24 protein-coding genes are annotated in these 26637 nt (G+C 58.4%); 15 read left to right on the top strand and 9 right to left on the bottom strand.

Annotated features, from left to right (window positions below):
* Both pyk and WFP06_RS12010 read left to right on the top strand, forming a co-directional pair.
* Entirely contained in the window at positions 1-1473 is a 1473-nt protein-coding gene (gene pyk / locus WFP06_RS12005) for a pyruvate kinase (RefSeq protein WP_336987396.1), read from the top strand.
* 62 nt (positions 1474-1535) lie between these two features.
* Positions 1536-1904, top strand: coding sequence for a hypothetical protein (locus WFP06_RS12010; RefSeq protein ID WP_336987397.1), 369 nt, complete (start codon positions 1536-1538; stop codon positions 1902-1904).
* A gap of 46 nt (positions 1905-1950) precedes the next feature.
* On the opposite strand, the gene gltX is transcribed toward WFP06_RS12010, so the two are convergent.
* Genes gltX through WFP06_RS12025 form a run of 3 tightly spaced genes read right to left on the bottom strand, consistent with a single transcriptional unit; the run spans position 1951 to position 5698 of the window.
* Complete coding sequence (gltX, locus tag WFP06_RS12015) at positions 1951-3294, bottom strand: glutamate--tRNA ligase (protein WP_336987398.1); 1344 nt, start codon at positions 3292-3294, stop codon at positions 1951-1953.
* A 20-nt stretch (positions 3295-3314) separates the two neighbouring features.
* Complete coding sequence (locus tag WFP06_RS12020; protein WP_336987399.1) at positions 3315-4031, bottom strand: hypothetical protein; 717 nt, start codon at positions 4029-4031, stop codon at positions 3315-3317.
* Complete coding sequence (locus WFP06_RS12025) at positions 4031-5698, bottom strand: NAD+ synthase (RefSeq protein WP_336987400.1); 1668 nt, start codon at positions 5696-5698, stop codon at positions 4031-4033. The genes WFP06_RS12020 and WFP06_RS12025 overlap by 1 nt, the downstream gene beginning before the upstream one ends.
* A gap of 62 nt (positions 5699-5760) precedes the next feature.
* Between WFP06_RS12025 and WFP06_RS12030 the strand changes: the two genes are divergently transcribed.
* Entirely contained in the window at positions 5761-6918 is a 1158-nt protein-coding gene (locus tag WFP06_RS12030) for a serine hydrolase domain-containing protein (RefSeq protein ID WP_336987401.1), read from the top strand.
* Here WFP06_RS12030 and WFP06_RS12035 read toward each other — a convergent pair.
* The 4 genes from WFP06_RS12035 to rpoB form a co-directional block, all read right to left on the bottom strand.
* Positions 6915-7277: a DUF6481 family protein gene (locus tag WFP06_RS12035; protein WP_336987402.1), complete on the bottom strand. Its 363-nt coding sequence runs from the start codon at positions 7275-7277 to the stop codon at positions 6915-6917. The two genes, WFP06_RS12030 and WFP06_RS12035, sit on opposite strands and share 4 nt — an antisense overlap.
* 88 nt (positions 7278-7365) lie before the next feature.
* Entirely contained in the window at positions 7366-8436 is a 1071-nt protein-coding gene (locus tag WFP06_RS12040) for an AI-2E family transporter (protein WP_336987403.1), read from the bottom strand.
* A gap of 126 nt (positions 8437-8562) precedes the next feature.
* The gene (gene rpoC / locus WFP06_RS12045; RefSeq protein ID WP_336987404.1) at positions 8563-12912 is read right to left on the bottom strand and encodes a DNA-directed RNA polymerase subunit beta'; all 4350 of its coding nucleotides are present in this window, start codon (positions 12910-12912) and stop codon (positions 8563-8565) included.
* 68 nt (positions 12913-12980) lie between these two features.
* A complete protein-coding gene (gene rpoB / locus WFP06_RS12050) occupies positions 12981-17228 on the bottom strand; it encodes a DNA-directed RNA polymerase subunit beta (protein WP_336987405.1) in 4248 nt (1415 codons plus the stop codon).
* A gap of 447 nt (positions 17229-17675) precedes the next feature.
* On the opposite strand from rpoB, the gene WFP06_RS12055 reads away from it, so the two are divergent.
* From WFP06_RS12055 to WFP06_RS12090, 8 genes are all read left to right on the top strand, one after another.
* A complete protein-coding gene (locus WFP06_RS12055) occupies positions 17676-17807 on the top strand; it encodes a hypothetical protein (RefSeq protein WP_336987406.1) in 132 nt (43 codons plus the stop codon).
* Between the two features lie 20 nt (positions 17808-17827).
* On the top strand, positions 17828-18355 hold the full coding sequence (locus WFP06_RS12060) for a DUF2975 domain-containing protein (RefSeq protein ID WP_336987407.1): 528 nt from the start codon (positions 17828-17830) through the stop codon (positions 18353-18355).
* Positions 18355-18561: a helix-turn-helix domain-containing protein gene (locus tag WFP06_RS12065; protein ID WP_336987408.1), complete on the top strand. Its 207-nt coding sequence runs from the start codon at positions 18355-18357 to the stop codon at positions 18559-18561. The genes WFP06_RS12060 and WFP06_RS12065 overlap by 1 nt, the downstream gene beginning before the upstream one ends.
* Before the next feature lie 263 nt (positions 18562-18824).
* Entirely contained in the window at positions 18825-19067 is a 243-nt protein-coding gene (locus WFP06_RS12070; protein ID WP_336987409.1) for a hypothetical protein, read from the top strand.
* A 93-nt stretch (positions 19068-19160) separates the two neighbouring features.
* Complete coding sequence (locus WFP06_RS12075; protein WP_336987410.1) at positions 19161-19427, top strand: hypothetical protein; 267 nt, start codon at positions 19161-19163, stop codon at positions 19425-19427.
* Positions 19428-19829: 402 nt separating this feature from the next.
* Positions 19830-20345, top strand: coding sequence for a 50S ribosomal protein L10 (gene rplJ, locus WFP06_RS12080; RefSeq protein WP_336987411.1), 516 nt, complete (start codon positions 19830-19832; stop codon positions 20343-20345).
* 81 nt (positions 20346-20426) lie between these two features.
* Complete coding sequence (gene rplL, locus WFP06_RS12085) at positions 20427-20795, top strand: 50S ribosomal protein L7/L12 (RefSeq protein WP_336987412.1); 369 nt, start codon at positions 20427-20429, stop codon at positions 20793-20795.
* A gap of 294 nt (positions 20796-21089) precedes the next feature.
* Positions 21090-21383, top strand: a complete 294-nt coding sequence (locus tag WFP06_RS12090; protein WP_336987413.1) for a hypothetical protein — start codon at positions 21090-21092, stop codon at positions 21381-21383.
* Between the two features lie 33 nt (positions 21384-21416).
* Here the strand turns inward: WFP06_RS12090 and WFP06_RS12095 are convergent, their stop codons facing one another.
* Positions 21417-21956: an acyloxyacyl hydrolase gene (locus tag WFP06_RS12095; protein WP_336987414.1), complete on the bottom strand. Its 540-nt coding sequence runs from the start codon at positions 21954-21956 to the stop codon at positions 21417-21419.
* A 124-nt stretch (positions 21957-22080) separates the two neighbouring features.
* Here WFP06_RS12095 and WFP06_RS12100 point away from each other — a divergent pair, with 124 nt between their 5' ends.
* The 4 genes from WFP06_RS12100 to WFP06_RS12115 all read left to right on the top strand — a co-directional run bounded on the left by WFP06_RS12100 (position 22081) and on the right by WFP06_RS12115 (position 26161).
* Positions 22081-23472 (top strand): MATE family efflux transporter, encoded by a 1392-nt coding sequence (locus tag WFP06_RS12100; RefSeq protein WP_336987415.1) that lies wholly within the window; start codon positions 22081-22083, stop codon positions 23470-23472.
* A gap of 243 nt (positions 23473-23715) precedes the next feature.
* On the top strand, positions 23716-24003 hold the full coding sequence (locus tag WFP06_RS12105) for a co-chaperone GroES (RefSeq protein ID WP_336987416.1): 288 nt from the start codon (positions 23716-23718) through the stop codon (positions 24001-24003).
* Between the two features lie 118 nt (positions 24004-24121).
* On the top strand, positions 24122-25777 hold the full coding sequence (gene groL / locus WFP06_RS12110; protein ID WP_336987417.1) for a chaperonin GroEL: 1656 nt from the start codon (positions 24122-24124) through the stop codon (positions 25775-25777).
* Between the two features lie 156 nt (positions 25778-25933).
* A complete protein-coding gene (locus tag WFP06_RS12115; RefSeq protein ID WP_336987418.1) occupies positions 25934-26161 on the top strand; it encodes a hypothetical protein in 228 nt (75 codons plus the stop codon).
* Here WFP06_RS12115 and WFP06_RS12120 read toward each other — a convergent pair.
* Positions 26158-26631 (bottom strand): hypothetical protein, encoded by a 474-nt coding sequence (locus tag WFP06_RS12120; RefSeq protein WP_336987419.1) that lies wholly within the window; start codon positions 26629-26631, stop codon positions 26158-26160. The two genes, WFP06_RS12115 and WFP06_RS12120, sit on opposite strands and share 4 nt — an antisense overlap.
* Between the last annotated feature and the right edge of the window lie 6 nt (positions 26632-26637).

The following is a 26637-nucleotide window of genomic DNA, read 5'->3' on the forward strand; positions in this document are numbered from 1 at the left end:
ATGGTGAAACCCGATACGTCCAGGCTCGAACCGCGCAGCCGCAAGGTCAAAATTCTCGCAACGGTCGGGCCGGCCAGCAGCAGCCCCGAAATGCTCAAGAAACTGGTGCTGGCAGGCGCAGATGCCTTCCGCGTCAACATGAGCCACGGCGAACATGATATCCACGCCGCGACCATTGCGGACATCCGCGCGCTCGAAACCGAACTGAACCGGCCGATCGCCATCCTGTGCGATTTGCAGGGCCCCAAATTGCGCGTCGGCAAATTCAGGGACGGCAAGGCTGTCATCCGCCATTCGGGCCATTTTACGCTCGACCAGAGCCCCGAACCGGGCGATGAAACCCGCGTGCATTTGCCGCATCCCGAACTGTTCGGTCTGATGGAAAAAGGCCAGCGACTGCTGATCAATGACGGCAAGATCCGCCTTCGGGTGATCCGCGCCGACGCGAATGAAATTCTGTGTTCGGCAGAAGTCGGCGGAGTGATTTCGGACCGCAAGGGCGTCAATATCCCCGACGCCGAAGTGCCGATCCCCGCGTTGACCGACAAGGACCGCAAGGATCTCGCATTTGCGGTCGAACACGGTGCCGACTGGATCGGGCTCAGTTTTGTCCAGCGGCCCGAAGACGTGGCCGAAGCGCGCAAGCTGATGGGCACCGCGGGAACGGCGATCTGTGCCAAGATCGAAAAACCGATGGCGGTGCGGCGTCTGGCCGAAATTCTCGAAGTGTCGGACGGCGTCATGGTCGCGCGCGGCGATCTGGGTGTGGAATTACTGCCCGAAGAAGTGCCCGTCATTCAGAAACGCATCGTCAATGATGCGCGCAGTCTGGGCAAGCCTGTGATCGTTGCGACGCAAATGCTGGAAAGCATGATCGAAAGCCCTGCCCCCACCCGCGCCGAAGTTTCCGATGTCGCCAACGCGGTTTATGACGGGGCCGATGCCGTAATGCTCAGCGCCGAAACGGCGGCGGGCGACTGGCCCGAAGAAGCAGTGACGATAATGGACCGGATCGCCGCGCAGGTGGAGGCTGACCCCAGCTATTCCGACCGCGTGCATTTCCATGAAACACGCCCCGATGCGACCACCGCCGACGCACTGAGCCATAGCTGCATGACCATCGCGGAGACCGTCCCGATCACAGCGATCATCGTGTTTACGGGCTCTGGTTCGACCGCGCGCCGCGTTGCGCGCGAGCGGCCTTCCGTGCCGATGCTGGTGCTGACACCATCGATGCGAACGGCCCGCCGGGTGGCGCTGTTATGGGGCACGCAAGCGGTCCCGACCAAGGATATCGGCAGCTTCGAGGAAATGATCGCCAAGGGCAAACGCATGGCGCTGCGCCACGGGTTCGGCAGCGCGGGCAGCAAGCTGATTACGCTGGCAGGCGTACCCTTTGGCACGCCTGGCAGCACTAATTTGCTGCATGTTGTGACGCTGAGCGGGCATGAACTTGATGGGCGCGAGGATTGAGCGTTTTCCTCGATCCGTGTTAGTCGAATATCCAGCGCCCGACGCTCTTGTGAAAGATGATCATGGAAGCCTATCTGCAAAACCTCGACAAAATGCTGGCTGCCTGGAACACGCCGGATGCTGCGGACATGCAGGCACTGGCCGAAGCGTCGATGGAGCATAATATCCATTTCGTTGACCCCAACCACAATATCATCGGGCGATCGGCATTTGTGGACATGGTCGGCGCGGTACAGAAACTCATCCCCGGCGCGGTCTATTCACGCGCAAGCCGGGTAGATTTCCAGAACAACCATTGCCGCTATCACTGGTCAATCGACAAGGACGGCCAGTGCTTGATGAAAGGCTTCGACGTCACCGAAGTCAGCGATGCGGGCAAGATCGTCAAAGTCACCGGATTTTTTGGCGAACTGGACCGGACCGAGGTTTAACCCGCGCAATCCGTCACGGCCCAGGCAGCATAGACCAAAAGCCGGCTTAGCGCGCCGCCCGCTCCAACCTCAACCTCGCTTCAGATTCGCCTATCAGCGGCATCAACTCGCCCATATCGGGTCCGTGATCCATTCCGGTCAGCGCCTGGCGCAGCGGCTGGAACAGCGCCTTTCCCTTGCGGCCAGTGCTGTCTTTCAGCGCCGCTGTCAGCGTATGCCACGGGTCATCGCCCCACTGAAGCGAGGCCAGCGCGGCCGCAAGGTAGCCCCTGGTATCTTCATCGAAGTCGCGCGCCTCGACCGGGCCGGTGACGAGTTTCCACCAATCCGCTGCCTCGCGCACAGTGGCCAGGTTGGGGCGGACCGCATGCCAGCCATCTTCGCCCATACCATCCGGCAGGCGGTGCTTCACTGCATCGAAAGCCAGCTGATGGACGATGGCGGCGTTCACGCGGTCCAGTTCCGCATCATCGAAACGGGCGGGTGCGCGGCCAAATGTGGATAGGTCGAACGTCTCGACCAGAATATCGCGCTCGGCAATCGGTTCGACCGGCTGCGAAGTGCCCAGCCGCGCCAGCATCGCAATGATGGCTTCGGGCTCGATCCCGCGCTCGCGGAAGGAATCGCAGCCCAGCGAGCCAAGCCGTTTGGACAGCTTGCCTTCCTTGCCCACCAGCAAGGCCTCATGCGCGAAGCGCGGCGGTTTCGCACCCATGGCCTCGAACATTTGCACTTGGGCAGCAGTATTGGACACATGGTCTTCACCCCGCAGCACATAGTCGATGTCCATTTCGACATCGTCCACTGCGCTGGGGAGCATATAAAGCCAGCTGCCATCGGCGCGGCGGATTACCGGGTCGGATATCAGCGAGGCATCGAATTTCTGCGGCCCGCGCACCCCGTCGTCCCAGGTTATAGGGGCAGAATGGTCAAGTTTGAAGCGCCAGTGCGGCCGGGTGCCCCCGGCCTCTTTCGCTGCGCGCTCGGCGTCCGATAACTCCAGAGCCCCGCGATCGTAAATCGGCGGCTTCCCGCGCCCCAGCTGGATTTTGCGCTTCAGATCAAGCTCCTGCGCGGTTTCGTAGCAGGCATAAACCCGCCCGGCCTCGCGCAGTCTTTCAAATGCCGCTTCGTACAGATGGAAGCGTTCGCTCTGGCGTTCCTCGCCATCGGGCACGATACCCAGCCACGCTAGATCGGCGCGGGTTGCCTCGACAAATTCTTCCTTGCTGCGTTCCTGATCCGTATCGTCGATCCGCAGCATAAACCGCGCATCTTCGCCGCGCGCCCTGGCCTTGGCAGCGAGCAGCCAATTATGCAGAGCCGTGCGGATGTTGCCGACATGAAGCCGCCCGGTAGGCGACGGCGCGAAACGTGTGATGGTGGTCATGGAGGCTGCTATAAGCGTTCTTACGAGAGATTGAAGCGCCCACGTATCTTTTGGATTTCCTCGCGGTAGCCGGCAACGGCCCGCAGGTCTTCCTTGGACCCGTGCCCCGTCACCCACGGCTCGAGCTCGGCAATTTCATACACTGCAATATCGAGGTGCCCCGGCAATTCTTCCAGCGCCTGCAACCGCCTGTCCTCGAAGCTCTCGTGATATTGAGCTGCCAGATCTTTTGGCCGTTTGCGGCCAGCGTCCCGCCAGCGATCCTTTGTGCGGTTCATGATTTTGTGCAGGTGTTGGCGGATCAGTTGTACAGCCAATGCGCCTTCGCCATTGGCAACAAACCCGTCCAGCGCCATGCGGTTGCGTTCGTCCAGCCAGTTCGGAAAATGGAAGGCGGTGCGCGCTCGCAGCCAATTGGCGACCTGTTCACTTTCGCGTGCGATGATGTATCGTTCGATAAGCGGGGCCGAAATCATATATGCATCATCGAGAAAGATCCGCTGCGCCTCGGCCTTTGTAATCAGGCCGTCCTTGTGGAGCGCAGTCGCTGCATTGCTCACGCGTTCGTAATCTTGCCGAAATCCCTTGAACCGCAATGTGGCGCGATTGGCAAAATCACGGGCGATCTGCGCCAGCTTCGGCGGCGGCGGTGCGGGTTGTTTGCCGCCGAACAGCCTCTGCTCCATCTCGCTGATCGGCCGGTTCGGATCACCTTCAGGGGTAAGCCGGTCGTCCATCAACCCGTCCTGAACTTATGCGTGATCGGATATCGGCGATCGCGCCCGAAATTGCGTGTGCCCAGCTTTACCCCCGGCGGGGCCTGGCGGCGCTTATATTCGGCGAGGTGGAGGAGGTGTTCGATGCGCGTTACCACGTCGCGGTCGAAGCCCTCTGCGACAATTTCGTCCACGCTTTCGTCGCGTTCGACCAGCCCCATCAGGATCGCATCCAGCACCGGATAATCGGGCAGCGAGTCCGAATCCTTCTGGTCGGGCCGCAGTTCTGCACTGGGCGGTTTTTCGATGATGTTCTGCGGGATAACCTCGCCATCATTGCCCAGCGCGATCTCCGGCCTGGCGGTGTTGCGCCATTTCGAAATCGCGAAGACGGTCATTTTATAGGCATCTTTCAGCGGGTTATAACCGCCCGCCATATCGCCGTAGATCGTGGCATATCCCACGCTCATTTCCGATTTGTTGCCGGTGGTCAGCAGCATCGGCCCGAACTTGTTGGAAAGCGCCATCAGCGTGACGCCGCGAATGCGCGACTGGAGGTTTTCCTCGGTCAGATCGACGTCTGTATCGGCGAAATCATTGGCCAGCATTTCGTCAAAGCCTGACACCGCAGGCTGGATCGGAATGGTGGTGTATTTGCAGCCGATGGCCTTGGCGCAGGCAGTCGCATCATCCAGGCTGGCCTGGCTGGTGAAGCGGCTGGGCATCATCACGCACCACACGTTTTCAGGCCCCAAAGCATCGGCAGCAATCGCCGCGCAAATCGCGCTGTCGATCCCGCCCGACAGGCCCAGAATCACGCCCTTGAACCCGTTCTTGTGCACATAGTCACGCACTGCGATCATCATCGCGCAATAGACGTCTTCGGGATGGTCGGAGAGTGCGTGCTTCTCGCCCGCTGCGCATTTCCAGCCGTCATCTGTGCGGTTCCAGACGGTGTCGATGATCTGCGCTTCCCAGTCGCGCATCTGGATCACGACTTCGCCGTCGCCATTGATGACGAAGCTCGCCCCGTCAAACACCAGCTCGTCCTGCCCGCCAATGCGGTTGAGGTAGGCCATCGGCAGACCTGTTTCGATGGCGCGTTGTTTGGCCACGCCTTCAATCCGCAATTCGTCCTTGTCGATTTCATAGGGGCTGCCATTGGGTGACAGCAGGATTTGCGCGCCTTGTTCTTTCAAATGCGAGCAGACCGAAGGATGCCAGATATCCTCGCAGATCGGCAGGCCGATCTTGACCCCGCGAAACTCTACCGGATCGGGCAGCGGGCCGGAAGTGAAGTGGCGCTTTTCATCAAAGGTGCCGTAATTGGGCAGCTCGTCTTTATAGCGCACCGCCGCGATCTTGCCGCCGTCGAGCAGCGCGACGGCATTATAAAGATCTTTGCCTTCGCGGATTACGGTGCCCACTATCATCGCCGGGCCGCCATCACCGGTGGCGAGCGCCATGCGCTGCAATTCCATCGCCGCACGGTCCAGCAGTGCGGGCTTCAGGATCATATCCTCCGGCGGATAGCCGATCAGCTGCATTTCAGGATACATCACCAGATCAATCGCAGGATTGCGCCCGGCTGCTTGGCGGCGAAGCTCAAGCATCTCGTCGGCATTTTCGGCCATATGCCCGACGTTCTGGTTCATCTGGCACAGGGTGATGGTGAGCGTGTTTGTCATGCGCCAATGGTGGCGGAGCGATGCCGCTTTCACAAGCGCTTTGGTGCTGATACGTCATGCGAATGATCGATGACACATCACTCCAAACCGTTTTCGAAAAATCCGGCCTGCCCGGCGGCGTTGCCCTGATCACCGATGCGAGGGGCGTCACCTATTCGCGCGCTTTCGGTCAATCGGATGCGTTGGAAGGCGCGCCGATGGCACAGGACACGATTTTCCAGATCGCTTCCATGACCAAGCCGCTGGTAACCGTGGCCGCGATGCAATTGGTGGAGCAGGAAAAGCTTTCGCTCGATGCGCCGATTGGCGGCGTCCTGCCCGCGCTCGCCGATCCGCAAGTGATCACGGGTTTTGAACTGGACGGCAGGCCAAACACGCGTGCTGCCATGCGGCCGATTACGCTGCGGCATTTGCTCACCCATACTTCTGGCCTGGGCTATATTTTCGTCCAGCCCGAAGTGCTCAAACATTTCCAGCACGCCGGTATGCCCGCGCCGGGCAGCATGGCCAGCGTCACCATGCCGCTGCTGTTCGATCCGGGCGACAAATGGGAATATGGCGTTTCCACCGACTGGGTCGGCCTTGCCATAGAAGCCGTCACGGGAATGCGGCTGCAGGATTATCTCAGTGCCAATGTGCTCGAACCGCTCGGCATGACGCAGACGGCCTTTCGTGATGCGCTGCCCGGCGGCGCGGCGAAGGTGCACGCGCGGCAGGCGGACGGGTCGCTGGCTATCCTGCCCTTGTTCATCGGCGGCGGCGAGTTTGATTCCGGCGGCGGCGGGCTGACCTCGACTGCCGCAGATTATGCGCGGTTTATGCGGATGATGCTGAACGGCGGCGAGTTGGATTCAAACCGCATCCTGTCAGCCGAGAGCGTTATGGCGATGAGCACCAACCAGATCGGGGATCTGCGCGCCGGAGCGATGGGCACCAGCATGCCCGATGTCGCGCAACCCTTCGACCAGTTCCCCGACCAGCATACCGGCTGGACGCTGGGTTTCCTGACCAATCCCGAGGCGATCGAAGGCCGCCGAAGCGCGCACAGCCTGTCTTGGGCGGGCATCTTCAACAGCTATTTCTGGATCGATCCGGCGGGGGGTGTCGGCGGATTGTTCATGACCCAGCTTTCACCCTTTGGCGATCCCGGTGCCTTGGCTTGTTTTGAAGCGGTCGAGCGGATGGCCTATCCGCAATCCGCTGCGGACAATCCGCCTTAGCGTTTCTTTTTCTTGCGCCGTTTGCGTGCGGCATAACGCTCGTCGCGGATAGCCTTTTTCTCTTCTTCGGTGAGCTTCGGGCCTTTGGCGGCTTCCTCTGCTGCGATCCGGTCCTTTTCAGCCTGGATTTCCGCCTGCCTGGCAGCTTCCTTTTCGGCCTTGATCCGGTCGCGTTCAGCCTGCTTTTCTGCCCGTTTGGCTGCCTTGGCAGCCTCGCGCGCATCGTGCGCTGCCTTACGCTCGGCCAATTCGGCCTCGGTCGGCTGCGGCTTGGCCTTCAGTTTCTTGAGAGCTTTTTCTCTGGCCTTGTTGGCCAAAGCGATGCGGTCCTGAAAGCTGGGCTGTGAAAATGACGGCATTAGAAAATCTGGTTCCTGTAGATTGGTTTAAGATCGCTGCTGTTAGGGAAGGTTGGCGAGAATAGCAAAGCCGCGTTGATTCCGGCTATCAGGCCGGATCATCGCGTTGCTGGGTATAGATAGACCATCCGGCAAGAAACAGCCCTGCTGCCAGCGGGCCCAGAATAATTCCGCTGAGGCCCAGCGACACAATCCCGCCAAGCGTCGTGACAAGGATCAACCAGTCGGGGATCCCCGTATCGCGGCCGACGAGGATGGGCCGCAGGATATTGTCAGCCATACCGATCAGCGCGGCGCCGGATATCACGACGACAACCGCCTGCCAGACGGCACCGGTCACCAGCAGGTATAACGCCACCGGCAGCCACACTATCGCGGGGCCAAGCGCCGGGAGTAACGAAAAGATCGCCATCAGCACCCCGAATAGAACAGCCGATGGCACGCCGACGACCCAGAAAGTCGCCGCACCCAGCGCGCCCTGCACCAATCCGACGACGACCGATCCTTTGATCGTGGCGCGGATAATCTGAGTGAACTTGTCACTCAGCCGCCGGGCAACATCGCGCGGCAAAGGCATCGCATCCCTGACGCCCGATCCGATCGCCGCCCCGTCGCGAAGCAGGAAATACACGACATACATTCCGATCCCCAGCGACAGGACGAAGGAAAATGCGCTTCCGCCGATAGATACCGCTTGCTGCGCGATGATGCCGATGCTTTCTCTGGCAAATTGCAACACGCCGTCCTGCACCGCGCTGAATTCCGCATATTCGGAATTATCAAGCATCTGCTGAAGCCGCGCGGGCAAAGCGTTGTGAAAACTGCTGAACAGGCCCGGCAAGTCCAGATCGCCCTGGCTCATGGAAGAATAGAGTTCGATCGACTGGCGGACGACGGCGCTACCGATGATGATTGCGGGCACAACCACAGCAATGACAATAATCACCAGCGTTCCCAGTGCCGCGCGGCCTGGATAGCGCGGCCATTTCGCAAGAATCCGCTGATAAAGAGGCTGAAACATGATCGCCGCCAGCATGGCCCACAAAAGCGCGGAGACGAATGGCCAGATGACCATTACGAGGATGATTGTGACAAGCAGAAGAAACACCAGAAAGCCTGCGCGTTCGGTATTGGTGGCCCCGTCAGGTGTCGAAGTCATCGTTGCTCGTCTTTCACCAGTTCAATCGGATTTTTTCCCGTCCTAGGGGATCGCTTGCGGTTTTGCTAACAAAAGACCCCGCCGGATCGCTCCGGCGGGGTCTTGATTGCTCAGTCGCGAAACCGCTTATTCGGCTTCTGGCGCTTCCTGTACCGGTTCGCTCGAAGCGGCGTCTCCGCCCTTCTGCGCTTCTTCGGTCAGGTAGTCGCCGGCATCCGCATTGGTGCCGGTCGCATCGCCTTCCATTGACGCGAAAGTCGCATCGCCGGTTGCGGCTTCTTCGCCTTGCGCGAGTTCGGCCTTGCGTTGTTCTTCGGCACTGTCAGCGGCAATCAATGCTTCCTGCATTTTCCTGTACTGGGCACGAAGCGAAGCATCGCGGCTGTTGGCGGTAACGCGGACACGGTTCATCGCCGCGCCGGTACCTGCCGGGATAAGCCGGCCAACAATCACGTTTTCCTTCAGGCCGACCAGCGTATCCTTCTTGCCTTCGACCGATGCCTGCGTCAGCACACGGGTCGTTTCCTGGAAGGAAGCGGCCGAGATGAAGCTGCGGGTCTGCAGGCTAGCCTTGGTGATCCCGAGCAGGATCGGCTTGCCTTCAGCCTTCTTCTGACGGCGTTCCAGCTTCGCGTTGACTTCGTTCATTTCTTCGCGGTCTACCTGTTCGCCGGCCAGCAATGTCGTGTCGCCGCCATTGGTGATTTCAACCTTTTGCAGCATCTGACGAACGATCGTCTCGATGTGCTTGTCGTTGATTTTCACGCCTTGCAGACGGTACACTTCCTGGATTTCCGCAACCAGATATTCAGCCAGCGGCTCGATGCCGAGCACTTCGAGGATGTCGTGCGGATCGGGCGAACCTGAAATCAGATTGTCGCCCTTCTTCACGAAATCGCCTTCCTGAACGTCGATGACCTTGGTCTTCGCGATCAGATACTCGACGCGTTCGCCCTCCTCGGGAACAATCGCGATCTTGCGTTTGGCCTTGTATTCACGAACGAATTCGATCTTGCCGGAAATCTTGGCAATAACCGCACTGTCCTTGGGGATGCGAGCTTCGAACAGTTCGGCAACGCGCGGCAAACCACCGGTAATGTCGCGCGTTTTCGCGGCTTCGCGTGATGCACGGGCAAGAATGTCACCCGCCATAACCTGCTGGCCATCTTCAACCGACAATGTCGTCCCCGGGGCGAGCATATACCGCTGCGCTTCGGTTTCATCGTCATCAACGCTCTGGCCTTCGCCAAGCAGTGTCAGGCGCGGACGAAGGTCTTCTTTCTTCGCACGGCCAACCGAACGGTTTTCCGTCACCACACGCTGGGCAATACCCGTTGCGTCATCCACGCGCTCTTCCATGGTTTTTGTATCGATCAGATCCTGATACTTCACCACGCCCGAAGTTTCGGTGATGATCGGCAGGGAGAACGGATCCCATTCTGCCAGACGGTCGCCTTCCTTGACCTTGGCACCATGCGCGAACAGCAGCACTGTGCCGTATGGTACGCGGTGAATGGCGCGTTCGCGTCCTTCGTTATCGATCACCACCATCTCGCCCGAGCGTGCGAGCGACAGGCGGCGATCCTGCTTGTCCTGAATCGTCGGCATGTCGCGATATTCGACCGTACCGTCGCTGATCGATTCCAGATGGCTGGTTTCGTTTACCTGCGCCGCGCCGCCGATGTGGAACGTCCGCATCGTCAGCTGGGTGCCTGGTTCACCGATGGACTGGGCAGCGATAACGCCGACAGCTTCACCGATGTTAACCGGCGTACCGCGGGCAAGATCACGGCCATAGCAAGTCGCGCAAACGCCCTGATCGGCTTCACAAACGAGTGGCGAGCGGATTTTCGCAGACTGCACTTCGGCAGCTTCGACTTCCACCACCATCGCTTCGTCCACCAGCGTGCCGGACTTTACCAGAACCTTGTCGGTTTTCACGTCAACCAGATCTTCGGCGGTCGTGCGCCCAAGAATACGCTCGCCAAGCGAGGCAATCACGCTGCCGCCCTGAACGATCGCACGCATGGTCAGCGCGTTCTTGGTCTTGCAGTCTTCTTCGACAATGACGCAGTCCTGCGACACGTCGACGAGACGGCGGGTGAGGTAGCCCGAGTTTGCAGTCTTCAACGCCGTATCCGCAAGACCCTTGCGCGCACCGTGGGTGGAGTTGAAGTATTCAAGAACGGTCAGACCTTCCTTGAAGTTCGAGATGATCGGTGTTTCGATAATCTCGCCCGAAGGCTTGGCCATCAGACCGCGCATACCGGCCAGCTGCTTCATCTGGGCGGGCGAACCACGCGCACCGGAATGAGACATCATGTAGATCGAGTTGATCTGCGCCTCGCGGCCGTCCTTGTCCTTGGGACGGGCCTTGATTTCTTCCATCATGGCGTCGGCAACCTGGTCACCGGTACGGCTCCAGGCGTCGATCACCTTGTTGTATTTTTCCTGCTGGGTGATCAGACCGTCCTGATATTGCTGTTCGTAGTCAGCGACCAGCTTCTTGGCCTCGACGATCATCCCGTCCTTGCTGTCAGGAATGATCATATCGTCCTTGCCGAACGAAATGCCCGCCTTGAACGCGTGCTTGAAGCCAAGCGTCATGATCGCATCGGCGAACAGAACCGTGTCTTTCTGGCCGGTGTGACGGTAAACCTGATCGATCACGTCACCGATTTCCTTCTTGGTCAGAAGGCGGTTGATGGTCTCGAACGGCACGGTGTGCGACTGCGGAAGACATTCGCCCAGCAGCATCCGGCCCGGCGTGGTGTTCACGCGCTGCATAAAGGTTTTGCCCTTTTCGTCCGTTTGCGGGACGCGGCTGACGATTTTGGAGTGGTACGTTACCGCACCCACTTCGATCGCCTGGTGAACCTCGGCCATATCGGCCAGGATCATGCCTTCGCCAGGTTCGCCTTCGCTTTCCATCGTCAGGTAATAGAGACCCAGTACCATGTCCTGCGAGGGAACGATGATCGGCTTGCCATTGGCAGGCGACAGGATGTTGTTGGTGGACATCATCAGCACGCGCGCTTCGAGCTGGGCTTCCAGCGAAAGCGGCACGTGGACGGCCATCTGGTCACCGTCGAAGTCGGCATTGAAGGCCGAGCAGACCAGCGGGTGAAGCTGGATCGCCTTACCCTCGATCAGCACAGGTTCGAACGCCTGAATGCCAAGCCGGTGAAGCGTGGGCGCACGGTTCAAAAGAACCGGATGCTCGCGGATCACTTCGTCCAGGATATCCCAGACTTCCTTGCGTTCTTTCTCGACCCATTTCTTGGCCTGTTTCAGGGTCATCGAAAGACCCTTCGCATCCAGACGGGCGTAGATGAACGGCTTGAACAGTTCGAGCGCCATTTTCTTCGGCAGACCGCACTGGTGCAATTTCAGTTCCGGCCCGGTCACGATGACCGAGCGACCGGAATAATCGACGCGCTTACCCAAAAGGTTCTGGCGGAAGCGGCCCTGCTTGCCCTTGAGCATATCGGACAGCGATTTCAGCGGACGCTTGTTCGCTCCGGTGATGATCCGGCCGCGGCGGCCGTTGTCGAACAATGCGTCAACCGCTTCCTGCAGCATCCGCTTTTCGTTACGCACGATGATGTCGGGCGCGCGCAATTCGATCAGCCGCTTCAACCGGTTGTTCCGGTTGATCACGCGGCGATAGAGATCGTTGAGATCGGAGGTCGCGAAACGGCCGCCATCCAGCGGCACCAGCGGGCGCAGTTCAGGCGGGATGACCGGGACGACTTCAAGGATCATCCATTCAGGCTTGTTGCCCGAATCGATGAAACTTTCGACGACTTTCAGACGCTTGATAATCTTGGCCGGCTTCAGCTTGGACTTGGTGGTGCGAAGATCTTCCATCAGATCGTCGCGTTCCTGCTCCAGATCGAGATCCATCAGCATGGTCTTGACCGCAGAGGCACCGATGTCGGCCGTAAAGGCGTCTTCGCCATATTCGTCCTGCGCTTCGAGGAGCTCGTCCTCGGTCAGCAGCTGGAACTTCTCCATCGGAGTAAGACCCGGCTCGGTGACGATGTAGCTTTCGAAATACAGCACGCGCTCGAGCTGCTTCAGTTGCATGTCCAGCAACAGGCCGATGCGCGAAGGCAGCGATTTCAGGAACCAGATATGCGCAACCGGCGCAGCCAGTTCGATGTGGCCCATCCGCTCGCGGCGGACCTTGGTCACGGTGACTTCTACGCCGCACTTCTCGCACACGACGCCCTTGTATTTCATCCGCTTGTACTTGCCGCACAGGCATTCGTAATCCTTTACCGGACCGAAGATGCGGGCACAGAACAGGCCGTCACGCTCGGGCTTGAACGTCCGGTAGTTGATGGTTTCCGGCTTCTTGATTTCGCCGAAGGACCACGAACGGATGCGCTCCGGCGAGGCGATACCGATCTGGATCTGGTCGAATGTTTCCGGCTTTGCGAGCTGGTTCGTGAATTTTGTCAGGTCGTTCATTTTGTCATCCCTTGGGGGGTGAAAATATCAGGTGGAAGGCGGGGCGGCGGTTTTGGCCGCCGGCCCCTTCATTCCGCAGCTATCGCGAGACCGTCATCATCTTCGCCATCATCAAGCGAGGACAATTCGACGTTGAGGCCGAGGCTGCGCATTTCCTTCACCAGCACGTTGAAGCTTTCCGGAATGCCGGCTTCGAATGTGTCGTCACCCTTGACGATGGATTCGTAAACCTTGGTCCGGCCGACGACATCATCGGACTTCACAGTCAGCATTTCCTGCAGCGTGTAAGCGGCGCCGTAGGCCTGGAGTGCCCAGACCTCCATCTCGCCGAAGCGCTGTCCACCGAACTGCGCCTTACCGCCAAGTGGCTGCTGGGTAACAAGCGAGTACGGGCCGATGGACCGCGCGTGGATCTTGTCATCGACAAGGTGATGCAGTTTCAGCATGTAGATGTAACCGACAGTAACCTGACGGTCGAAGGTATCGCCCGTGCGGCCATCGAACAGAGTGACCTGTCCGCTGCCCGGCAATCCGGCCTGGATCAGCATTTCGGTAACGTCGGCTTCGCGCGCGCCATCGAACACCGGCGTGCCCATCGGAACACCGTTGGTCAGATTACCCGCCAGTTCGATGACATCGCTGGGCGAACGTGCGTCCAGTTCTGCATGATATTGCTCGCCGTAGATTTCCTTCAGCTTGTCAACCACGACCTGCGGCGGTTTGGCCGCTTCGGGGTCGGGGTTGGCTGCGCGCCATTCTTCCAGCGCAGCGGTAACCTGCTGGCCAAGACCGCGGGCAGCCATACCAAGGTGCGTTTCGAAAATCTGGCCCACATTCATGCGGCTAGGCACGCCGAGCGGGTTCAGCACGATATCGACCGGCGTACCGTCTTCAAGGAACGGCATATCTTCGGCTGGCAGGATGCGTGAAATCACACCCTTGTTGCCGTGACGGCCGGCCATCTTGTCGCCCGGTTGCAGCTTGCGCTTCACCGCGACGAAGACCTTCACCATCTTCAATACGCCCGGAGCAAGCTCGTCGCCGCGCTCCAGTTTTTCCTTACGGTCGTCGAACTTGTCTTCGATGATCTTGACTGCTTCGTCATACTGGAACTTCACAGCTTCCAGCTGCGTCTGCATATTGTCATCGGCGACCGCAAACTTGAACCATTCGTGCTTTTCGACACTGTCGAGCAGATCGGCATCGATTTTGACGCCTTTCTTCACGCCCTTGGGCGCAGCCGAAACTGTCTGGCCGGGCAGCATATCAGCCAGCCGGTTGTAGGTCGCACGGTTCAGGATAGTGCGTTCGTCCTGGCTATCCTTGCGCAGCCGTTCGATTTCCTCGTTCTGGATCGCCCGCGTACGGTCATCGATTTCGATACCATGGCGGTTGAAAACGCGGACTTCGACCACGGTTCCGGCAACGCCCGGCGGCAAACGCAGCGAGGTATCGCGCACGTCCGAAGCCTTCTCGCCGAAGATCGCGCGAAGCAGCTTTTCTTCCGGTGTCATCGGGCTTTCGCCCTTTGGCGTGATCTTGCCGGCCAGAATATCGCCCGGATGCACTTCGGCACCGATATAGACGATACCCGCTTCGTCGAGGTTGCGCAGCGCTTCCTCGCCAACGTTGGGAATGTCGCGGGTGATGTCTTCGGGGCCAAGTTTCGTATCGCGGGCCATCACTTCGAATTCGTCGATATGGATCGAGGTGAACACATCGTCTTTCACGATGCGTTCGCTGATCAGGATCGAATCTTCGTAATTGTAGCCATTCCACGGCATAAAGGCGACGAGGCTGTTACGGCCCAGTGCCAGTTCGCCCAGATCGGTCGAAGGACCGTCAGCCAGAATGTCGCCCTGTTCGACGATGTCGCCCACTTTGCAAAGAGGTCGCTGGTTGATGCAGGTGTTCTGGTTCGAACGCTGGAATTTCTGCAGCGTGTAGATATCGACACCGGACCGTCCGGCTTCGACTTCACCCGATGCGCGGATCACGATGCGGGTCGCGTCAACCTGATCGACTACGCCGCCGCGCTGCGCTGAAATTGCCGCACCCGAATCGCGGGCCACGGTTTCTTCCATACCTGTTCCGACAAACGGTGCTTCGGCTTTTACCAGAGGCACAGCCTGACGCTGCATGTTCGAACCCATCAATGCGCGGTTGGCGTCATCGTTTTCCAGGAATGGAATAAGCGAAGCGGCAACCGAGACAAGCTGCTTGGGCGAGACGTCCATCAGCGTGACGTTTTCGTTCTGCGTCATCACGAATTCGCCGTTTTCACGTGCGGAAACGAGATCTTCGACGAAGAAACCCTTTTCGGTCAGTTCAGCCGATGCCTGGGCAACGGTGTGCTTCTGTTCTTCCATCGCGGACAGATATTTCACATCGCCCGAAACTTTCCCGTCCTTGACCATCCGGTAAGGCGTTTCGATGAAGCCGTATTTGTTGACCCGGCTGAACGATGCCAGCGAGTTGATCAGACCGATGTTCGGACCTTCGGGCGTTTCGATCGGGCAGATGCGGCCATAATGCGTCGGATGAACGTCGCGGACTTCGAAGCCGGCGCGTTCCCGCGTCAGACCGCCGGGGCCGAGAGCCGAAACACGGCGCTTGTGCGTCACTTCGGACAGAGGGTTGGTCTGGTCCATGAACTGCGACAGCTGGCTCGACCCGAAGAATTCGCGAACCGCGGCAACCGCCGGTTTCGCATTGATCAGATCGTTGGGCATGACAGTCGATACATCGACCGAGCTCATCCGCTCCTTAACCGCGCGCTCCATTCTCAGCAGGCCGACGCGGTACTGGTTTTCCAGCAGCTCGCCCACCGAACGCACGCGGCGGTTTCCAAGGTTGTCGATATCATCGACGTCGCCCTTGCCGTCCTTCAGACCGACAAGTTCCTTGACCACGGCAAGGATGTCTTCCTTGCGCAGGGTGGTTACGGTGTCTTCGGCGTCGAGTTCTAGACGCATGTTCAGCTTTACGCGGCCGACTGCCGACAGGTCATAACGGTCGCCGTCGAAGAACAGGCCTTCGAACAAGGCTTCTGCCGTTTCCTTCGTCGGTGGTTCGCCGGGACGCATGACCTTGTAGATCGCCTCGAGGCCCTCGTCGCGGTTTTCGGCCTTGTCGACCGCCAGAGTGTTGCGAATCCACGGGCCGGTGTTGACCTCGTCAATATCGAGCAGCTGCAGCCGGTCGAGACCGGCCGTTTCCAGCACTTCGATGTTTTCGGCGGTCACTTCTTCACCGGCTTCGATGTAGATCCGCCCGGTTTTCTCGTCGATGACGTCAAGCGCGGAATAGCGGCCGATGATTTCCTCGGTCGGGATCAGCAGATCCTTGAGGCCATCCTTGGCAGCCTTGTTTGCGCCGCGCGGCGTAATCTTCTGGTTGGCGGCAAAGATTTCTTCACCGGTTTTGGCGTCAACGAGCGCAAATGACGGCTTCTGGCCGCGCCATGTTTCCGGCACATAAGGCAGCTTCCAGCCCCCAAGATCACTGGCGCCTTTCTTGCCCGAAACACGTTCCCAGACGACCGTGTCGTAAAACTCGCTGAGGATGCCTTCGCTGTCGAGGCCAAGCGCATATAGCAGCGCGGTAACCGGCATCTTGCGCTTGCGGTCGATACGGACGTTGACGATGTCTTTCGCGTCAAATTCGAAATCGAGCCACGAACCGCGGTAAGGAATAACGCGCGCAGCAAACAGAAGTTTGCCCGAGCTGTGGGTTTTGCCGCGGTCATGATCGAACAATACGCCAGGCGAACGGTGCATCTGCGAAACGATAACACGCTCAGTACCATTGATAACGAAGGTGCCGTTATGCGTCATGAGCGGCATATCGCCCATGTAAACATCCTGCTCCTTGATATCGAGGACCGAACGGGTTTCGGTGTCCTGATCGACTTCGAATACGATCAGACGCAGCGTAACCTTCATCGGCGCTGCATAGGTAATGCCGCGCTGCTTGCATTCCTGAATGTCGTATTTCGGATCTTCGAGTTCATAATGCACGAAATCGAGTTCTGCCGAGCCGGCGAAATCACGAACCGGGAATACCGAGCGAAGCGTCTTCTCGAGGCCGGAAACATAACCCGCCGCCTTGTCGGAGCGGAGGAACTGTTCGTAGCTCTCACGCTGGACTTCGATCAGATTGGGCATTTCCACCACTTCGTGGATATCGCCGAAAATCTTGCGGATACGCTTTTTCGCGGAGCCATAGTTGGCCGCTTTCGCGCGCTTGGCTGCTTTTGTTTTCGTCACCGGGGTGTTCGCCGCCGGGGTGTTCGGCGCTTCGGACTTGGTTGCCATGGAGGAGATATGCCTCTTCTCTGATAGGCCGGAATTTGCACACCGGCTTGAAAATTTTCGAATTGCGGATGCGATTCTGTCAGACGCAAAGAAGGCCGCATGGCACACGCTCCCTCCATCGGGGAGATGTGGCCCGCAGCCTGCCGCGTCGTCAGAATGTCCCGCCGCTTCCTTCCCAGTCAGATCCCCGCGAATGGATCCGGCTTGCTCGAAGCGTGCGAGCTATGAAAGACCATATAGGAAACAGCCGCGCATGAGTCAAACGCTGCGATGACTTCCGCAAGCGCCCTGCCGGGGTCGGCGCGGCTGCCGAGCGCAACGTCAGCGAACACGAGTGGGACATTTTCTGTTTATCAATCAATGTTATATCGTTTTTCGATAAATCCGTTTGACAACGCATGAGAATTAATTATTGTTTATCAATATCAGAATTATCGGAGAACAATAATGATTCACATTTTCGATCACGCGCTCGCGGTTGTTTCGGCATTATTCGTCGCGGCATTAGTTACAGCGGCGCTGTTCATCCCGACTGCGCAATCCAGCGCGGCCATAACCGTATTTGCATCGCTCGCCTGACTTTAACGAGGAACCACGACATGACCACATTTGCCAAGGACCCGCTTCTCGCGGCCGCCAGGATCATCCTCTATTTCATACTTGGAGTGATTGCCTTTGCCGCGTTCTTCGTAACGCTGGGCGCAGCGGCGATGCTGCTCTACAATGCTGGTCTGCTGGCCGACATCCAGGATCCGGACATTCCGCGCAGCATGGGCTGGCAGGTCGCATTGCTGCTGCTTGCCGTTACCGGGGTGCTGTATCTGGGCTGGCGGTTCATGAAACATATGCTCGATATCGTGACCAGCGTAAGCGACGGCGATCCGTTTGTGCCCGCCAACGCCGACCGTCTGACCGCGATGGCATGGCTGATGCTCGCCATCAATCTGCTCGCCTTGCCGATCGGCGGCTTCGGGATCTACCTTGCAAAGAAACTGGGCGAACATACCGGCACCGCCGAAGTCAGCATGGATTTTGGCGGACTTACCCTGATTCTGACACTGTTCATCCTCGCCCGCGTTTTTCGCCACGGCACATCGATGCGCGACGATCTCGAAGGAACAGTCTGATGGCCATTACCGTAAAGCTGGACGATCTGCTTCACGAACGCCGTATGACATTGACCGAACTTGCCGAACGCGTCGGGCTCACGCTTGCCAATCTGTCGATTTTGAAAACCGGCAAGGCCAAGGCGATGCGTTTCTCCACGCTGGAGGCGATCTGCCGCGAACTTGGCTGTCAGCCGGGGGATCTTCTCGGCTTCGAACCGGATTGAAGCCGGCCCGGCATCGCTTCAGGGGACCTGCCGGGCGCTGCGTTCGCAATGGTCGTCATGGCGACGGCCGGGTAAACCTTGGCGGGGGAAATCCGGATTTCGGGGATAGGCAGAGCCGGGACACCGCTATAAACTGGCTGCCTGTTGCCACCGGAATACCGTAACGGCAGCTTGGCGGGGAAATATTTTTCACCGATAAGCGTTGACTATCGCCGAGTCGCTCTATTTACGATGGCTCTGATTAATTGAGAGGGATTATCTACATGAAACGTTTTGCTTTTGCTGTCTTGCCGCTCGCTATGATGGCGGTCGCTTGTGATAGCCCCGCAGAAGAGCTGGGCGAAGAGAAAGATGACGTGACCGAAGCCAAGGCTGAAGTCATGGACGAACAGTCTGATGTGCTTGACGCCCAGGCCGATATCGCTGAAGACGCCGGTAATGTAGGTGAAGCCGCCGAGCTCGACGCCGAAGCCGAGAAGCTGGAAAACACCGCCGACGAAATTTAACCTGAGACGCCTGTCTGGAAGACAGCAAAACCGGTTTTTCGGAACCGCCGATCTTCCGGATTATTGATACGACGATTAACAGGAGAATACCCGATGAAAAAATTTGCACTGCTCGCACTTCCACTCGCATTCGCAATTACAGCTTGTAATGGCCCGAATGAAGAAGCTGGCGAAGAAATGGACGAAGCGATGGGCACTGACGGTGTTCTCACCGACGGTCCGATGGAAGAAAAAGGCGAAGCCATGGATGATGCCATGGGCGAAAAGGGCGAAGCCATGGAAGAAGCCGGTGAGGCTACCGGTAACGAAGCCATGGAAGAAAAAGGTGACGACATGGAAGATGCCGCTGACGGCATGTAATCCATCACCGGCGTTCATCGCCTTGTGAACTAGATTGAATCGAATTGGGCTCGCCGGAAACGGCGGGCCTTTTTCTTTGGTGCTGCACCGGTCTGTCAGGCATTCTGTCCTTGACTTTTGTTTTGCGGTGCACCAATTGCCCGCTCGTTCGCTGGGCTGACGGGTTCAGCGAACATCCGTCCGAGACAGTTGGTGAAGGCAATCTGGCCTTCTTAATTTCCAGCCTAGGCGGGGATCAGAGTTTTCGCAGTCGGCCCCGCGCCACTGCAATCGCGCCGCTCCGACAGGACTGCGCACCTCCTTCCCCATCAACGGACTCGCCCGTGTCGTTTATTCGGCATGGACATACGTTAGCCGGTCGCACGGCAATTTCGTCATGCGGCCATAGTGAAGGAGTACGGCATGGATCGTTCGCAAAAATCTGACGCGGTCGCTGAACTTAACGCAACTTTCAAAGAGAGCGGCGTGGTCGTTGTGACCCGCAATCTCGGCCTGACGGTGGCCCAGTCCACCGAACTGCGCTCGAAAATGCGTGAAGCCGGCGGCAGCTACAAGGTTGCCAAGAACCGCCTCGCCAACCTCGCCCTGAAAGACACGGATTACGCCGGACTGAGCGATTTGCTTACCGGTCCGACAGCGCTGGCCACATCGACCGATCCGGTTGCTGCTGCCAAAGCTGCCGTGGAATTCGCCAAGACGAACGACAAGCTCGAAATCGTCGGCGGCGCAATGGGCGGGCAGATACTCGACGTCGCTGGGATCAAGGCACTTGCCTCGCTGCCAAGCCTCGACGAGCTTCGCGGCAAGCTTGTGGGTCTGATGAACGCCCCGGCGACCAAGGTCGCCCAGGTGGTCAACGCACCCGCTGCAAAGCTTGCCCGTGTCTTCGGTGCCTACGGCGCCAAAGAAGCGGCATAAGCGGTTTAAAGCATACACGAACACACCCTTATCGTCGGGGAAATTCTTCCCCGCACAGTCTTTTAATTGGAGTAAAACAACATGGCCGATATCGCCAAGCTTGTAGAAGAACTTTCAAAACTTACCGTTCTCGAAGCGGCTGAACTTGCAACCGCACTCGAAGAATCATGGGGCGTTAGCGCCGCTGCTGCAGTTGCAGTTGCCGGCCCGGCCGCAGCTGCCGAAGCAGTCGAAGAAAAGGACGAATTCGACGTTGTCCTGACCGGCGATGGCGGCAAGAAAATCCAGGTCATCAAGGAAGTCCGTGCGATCACGGGTCTCGGCCTGACCGAAGCCAAAACCCTCGTCGAGAGCGCGCCCAAGTCCATCAAAGAAGGCGTCAACAAGGCTGAAGCCGAAGAAATCAAGGGCAAGATCGAAGCAGCCGGCGGTACTGTCGAACTCAAGTAATTGAGTTCGGCGGACCGCTTGGGCTCGCCCGGGTAATCTTGACCAAAGTTTTGTGGGTGTCTTGAAGCGCCCGCAGATGGGAGGGCGGTACCGCAAGGTGCCGCCCTTTTGTGTTTGGGGTAATTAACGACCCAATCGCGGAGTTTGTTTGAATGAGCCATAATTAGGCCCGGTAAGCGGAGAAGGAAGTGTCTTGTTTCCTGACAATGAGAGCCAATGGGAACATTTCCCGTCAGTTATTGATGGAATTCATCTCCCGTATGTCAGTGTCACATTTGGTGCTTGCCATACTTTGTGGTCGATGAATTTGAATATTCGGTAATGGATCACGGCTTGCCCACGTTATTCTACGTTGGTCACAACTACATTAAGCGTGCGTTTACATCGAACCTTCTCGAAACTTATGAAACCGAAATTCTCAAGTGTCAGTGGCCGATTGTGCATCATTTTGCACTTGGCGGTGGCGATGAGTGTATCGAATTGGTGACACCTGAGCCGCTGCAGATTGTCGATTTGCACACGGAAAAAGATAAGAGAGATTGGATCGCAAAAGTGTGCGACGACATCATTTCGCTGCACGAAAATTAATGTCTGCTAACCACCCTAATATCGGCCACTAAATCACATCGCCAAATTCACCCTCAGCCCCATAATATCAATCCCGGGGTTCTGCTGCGAATTGAACAGCCGCGCGTGGCTGATGTGGACCCAGCTGGCCTCGACCGAAACATGCTCCGAAACCCGCGCGCCGATGGCGATTTCGGGTTCGAACAGCACCCGGCTGCCGAGGTCGGTCCGCTTGCCTGACACGGGATCGAAGCGTTCGTCCGGCCCGTCATGCACGATCAGGCCGATACCCGGGCGAAGATAAACGCGTTCCGCCACGCTGATCCTCCAGCTTAACCCGCCGCCGGCAAAGCTGGTGTCGCCAGCGGTGTTGAGCGAAGCCAGCACATAGGGCTGCGGCTTGCCGATAAAGCTTAAATCCGCGACCGGCGCAAAGCGGTACCCTGCCTGGATATCCGCGCCGCCTTCATTGACTGCGAAGGTGAAAGGCGTGGCAACCTCGTGAACATATACGCCGACAAACGCCTCTTGCGCGGCGGCAGGACTGGCCAGTCCGATCGTTAAGGCAGCAGACAAAGTGGCAAAGTTTCGCATGTATGTAATCCCCGTTTGCCGCACCTCTGGCTGTGGCAAGCTTGCCGCAGGCTGAAGCAATCTGGCTGCATTCACAAGGTTCCGCTTCGCCGCAGCGTCCATCGCGCCTATTCGGGCCGGCTTTATGCCGAACGCAGAAGCCTTACAGCCGACCGCCGCGCGCGGGCCATGGCGAACAGAGCTGGCCGCTACCATGCGGCTGGCCTGGCCGCTCGCGCTCGCCAATCTGCTGCAGATGCTGGTCCATGCCATCGATGTGATTTTCGTCGCGCGACTGGGCGAAAGCGAACTGGCAGCGTCCAGTCTTGCGATTGCGTTGTTCGGACTGGTCCTGTGGGGCTTATCGGGCCTGACAGGAGCGGTCGCGCCGCTGATCGCGGCCGAGCTTGGCCGCAAGAAACATGCCGTTCGCGAGGTCCGGCGAAGTGTGCGGATGGGCCTTTGGCTGGCGGTTTTTGCTGGTATCTTGGGGATGCTCGCCTGCCTGAACGGTGAACGCCTGATGCTGGCGACGGGCCAGGATCCGGTGATCTCGGCCATGGCCGGCTCCTTCATGTCGATCATCATCTTCGCGATGGTGCCCAGCATCATCGCGAACGTTCTGCGCATATTCGTCTCCACACTCGACCGTCCGATCTTCGCCACGCTGATCATCGCATCGGCCATCGGCATCAGTATTCTGGCAAACTGGGTGCTTGTATTCGGCAACCTCGGAATGCCCGCGTTAGGCCTTGAAGGCTCCGCTTTGGCGAGCGTTGTCACATCGCTGTACATCATGTTCGCCTATGTCATCGCGATTGCGTGGGACAAGCGGCTCCGCCGCTACCGCATCTTCGGAAACTGGTGGCGGACCGAATGGAGCCGGATGCAGGAAATCATCCGCATCGGCGCGCCGATCATGTTCACCATCATTGCCGAGGCCGGCCTGTTCAGCGGCGCGGCATTTCTGATGGGACGCATCGGGCCGAGCGAGTTGGCGGGTCATACGATTGCGCTGCAGGTGGCCGCGCTGGCATTCCAGATACCCTTCGGCATCGGTCAAGCCTCGACCATCCGTGTCGGTTATCATTACGGCGCTGGCGACCGCGCCGCGATGGGCCGCGCAGGCTGGGTGGCGATGGCGATTGCGGTCGGCTTCAGCATGGTTACGGCGGCCATCATGTGGTTCGCGCCGCATCTGGTGCTGTCGATTTACGTCGATGTGGATGCGCCAAAGAACGCGGCCATGGTTGGCTTCGCGGTTCAGTTTCTGGTGCTCGCCGCGATCTTCCAGCTGGTAGATGCCGCACAGGCCGTTGCCGCTGGCAATCTACGCGGATTGCAGGATACGCGCATACCGATGGTGATCGCGGTCCTCAGCTATTGGGCGGCAGGCTTCACCGTCGCTATCGGCCTGGCGTTCTATACGCCGCTGCAGGGCGTCGGCGTCTGGATCGGCCTAGCGACCGGCTTGCTGGTAGCAGCCGTGCTGCTGACAGGGCGCTGGGCCAGAAGAGAGCAACTAGGCCTAACCTAGCCCCGCCAAACCTTGGTCACGGCAGTCATAGGGCGACCGCCCGCCGGCGCTTATGCGCCGCCCTCTCGGAGGCGTTGGCGCAGCCAACCAGCCGCGAGAGATAATAATACGCCGGCGAGAGAAAAAAGAGTCCCCCACCCGTTGACTCTGCGGCTTGGCATCCCCACTTCGCACCCGCTGGCACTCTACTCATGTGAGTGCCAACAGATATCTATTCACTCTAGTAATAAAGAGGTCAGACACATGGCATTTCGCCCCCTGCACGACCGCGTTCTGGTCCGTCGGATTGAAGCCGACTCCAAGACCGCCGGTGGTATCATCATTCCCGACAGCGCCCAGGAAAAGCCCAGCGAAGGCGAAATCGTCTCCGTCGGTTCCGGCGCGAAAGCTGAAGACGGCACGATCACCCCGCTCGACGTCAAAGCTGGCGACAAGGTCCTGTTCGGCAAATGGTCGGGCACTGAGATCAAGCTCGACGGTGAAGATCTGCTGATCATGAAAGAAAGCGACATCATGGGGATCCTGGGCTGAGCCTGAGATAACCCTTGTCCCGGCGAAGGCCGGGATCGCTGGCCGAAAATCCAGCAGCTTTCGACTTAGAATAACCCGATCCCGGCCTCCGCCGGGATGACGATTTGGAGAAAATATCATGGCAGCCAAGGACGTAAAGTTCTCGCGTGACGCACGCGAAGGCATCCTCAAGGGCGTGGACATCCTCGCCAACGCAGTAAAGGTCACGCTCGGTCCCAAGGGCCGTAATGTCGTGATCGACAAGAGCTTCGGCTCACCGCGCATCACCAAGGACGGCGTAACCGTCGCCAAGGAAATCGAACTGAAGGACAAGTTCGAAAACATGGGCGCGCAAATGCTCAAGGAAGTTGCGTCGAAGACCAACGACCTCGCGGGTGACGGTACCACCACCGCCACCGTTCTGGGCCAGGCCATCGTTCGCGAAGGCATGAAGTCGGTTGCAGCGGGCATGAACCCGATGGATCTCAAGCGCGGCATCGATCTGGCTGTGACCAAGGTTGTCGAAAACCTTGTTGGCCGTTCGAAGGACGTATCCGGCAGCGAAGAAGTTGCGCAAGTCGGCGTGATTTCGGCCAACGGCGACCGTGAAGTTGGCGAGAAAATCGCTGAAGCCATGGAAAAAGTCGGCAAGGAAGGCGTCATTACCGTCGAAGAAGCCAAGGGTCTCGAATTCGAACTCGAAGTTGTCGAAGGTATGCAGTTCGATCGCGGCTATCTGTCGCCTTACTTCATCACCAACCCTGACAAAATGTCGGTTGAACTCGAAAATCCCTACATTCTCATCCATGAAAAGAAGCTGACCAACCTTCAGCCGATGCTGCCGATTCTGGAAGCTGTGGTTCAGAGCGGACGTCCGCTGCTGATCATCGCCGAAGACATCGAAGGCGAAGCGCTTGCGACCCTGGTCGTGAACAAACTGCGCGGCGGCCTGAAAATTGCAGCGGTCAAAGCACCTGGCTTCGGTGATCGCCGCAAGGCGATGCTGCAGGACATTGCGATCCTGACCAAGGGCGAAATGATTTCCGAAGACCTCGGCATCAAGCTTGAAACCGTAACTCTGGGTATGCTCGGCGAAGCCAAGCGCGTCACCATCGACAAGGATAACACCACGATTGTCGATGGCGCCGGTTCGGCTGACGATATCAAGGCCCGCGTCAATGAAATCAAAGCCCAGGTCGAAACGACCAGCAGCGATTACGACAAGGAAAAGCTGCAGGAACGTCTCGCGAAACTTGCTGGCGGCGTTGCCGTGATCAAGGTTGGCGGCGCTTCGGAAGTCGAAGTGAAAGAACGCAAGGACCGCGTTGACGATGCGCTGCACGCAACCAGAGCAGCGGTTGAAGAAGGCATCGTCCCTGGCGGCGGTACGGCTCTGCTTTACGCCACCAAGGCTCTCGACGGCCTGAAAGGCGAAAATGACGACCAGACCCGCGGTATCGACATCGTGCGCCGCGCAATTGTCGCTCCTGTTCGCCAGATCGCTGAAAACGCCGGCCATGACGGCGCCGTTATCTCGGGCAACCTGCTCCGCGAAAATGACGAAACCATGGGCTTCAATGCTGCGACCGACACGTACGAGAATCTCGTGGCTGCCGGCGTAATCGACCCGACCAAGGTTGTCCGCGTTGCTCTGCAGGACGCAGCTTCGGTTGCCGGTCTGTTGATCACCACGGAAGCAGCTATCTCCGACGCACCGGAAGACAAGAATTCCGGCGGCGGCGGTATGCCCGATATGGGCGGCATGGGCGGAATGGGCGGAATGGGCGGCTTCTAAGCCGGTCACCCCAGCCAAACGGCGCAAAAATCGGCCCGGCGGAGCGATCCGCCGGGCCTTTTTCATGGCTGGTTGACATCCCCGCAAGAATTTGGGTAGTGGGTCAGTTTGAAATCTAGCCCTGCAATTTCCCGCAAGGCTCGCTATATGGGGTGAATGGCAGACAAAAAGCCCAAGCGCCCACGCGATGCAAACCAGCTTGCAAAGCTGATGGTTGATATTGCTTCCGGTGAAGAGTCAGACGAAGAAATGACCGCCACACAGGCGCGCGCCTCTAAGGGCGGCAAGAGCGGCGGCAAGGCCCGCGCACAGGCCCTGACCCCTGAACAACGTAAAGAGATTGCCAGCATCGCCGCACAGGCGCGTTGGAAGAAGAAAGACTAAGCAGCTTGCTTATCATCGAGAAGCAAACGCTCTTCAACATCATCAGTGAAATCAAACGGCACCTGAATTTTCTCTTGTTCTGGATTCAGATCGTTATAAACTTCAACATCGGTCGCGAGTTGAACACAATCACCAACGACCTGCTCTCTTCGCTGCACAAACGCTTTGCGCATGTGTTCAAGCGGTGCGTTACCCATAATGGCCCACATGGTGTGCTGGACACCCGCTTTACTCACGCGCACAGCATGGTTCTTACGATACCGACGTCCAAGGCGGTCAGTGCCATATTCTTCCCGTAATGCACGCGACATATCTTTCGCCACAGCGTCGAAAGGGTCTAATTCAGGAAGTGCGATCATCTGGCGAGCAACGCCCCACGCAACCGCATCGCGCGCAGTTGACGGAAGAAAGCCGTGCTCCTTCTCATACTGATGCCAGACATTTTGAAGTTGTTCGTTGTAAGATGCCATTTCAGT

This window comes from Altererythrobacter aquiaggeris, from assembly GCF_037154015.1.
In the GTDB taxonomy this organism is placed as follows: Bacteria; Pseudomonadota; Alphaproteobacteria; order Sphingomonadales; family Sphingomonadaceae; genus Aestuarierythrobacter; species Aestuarierythrobacter aquiaggeris.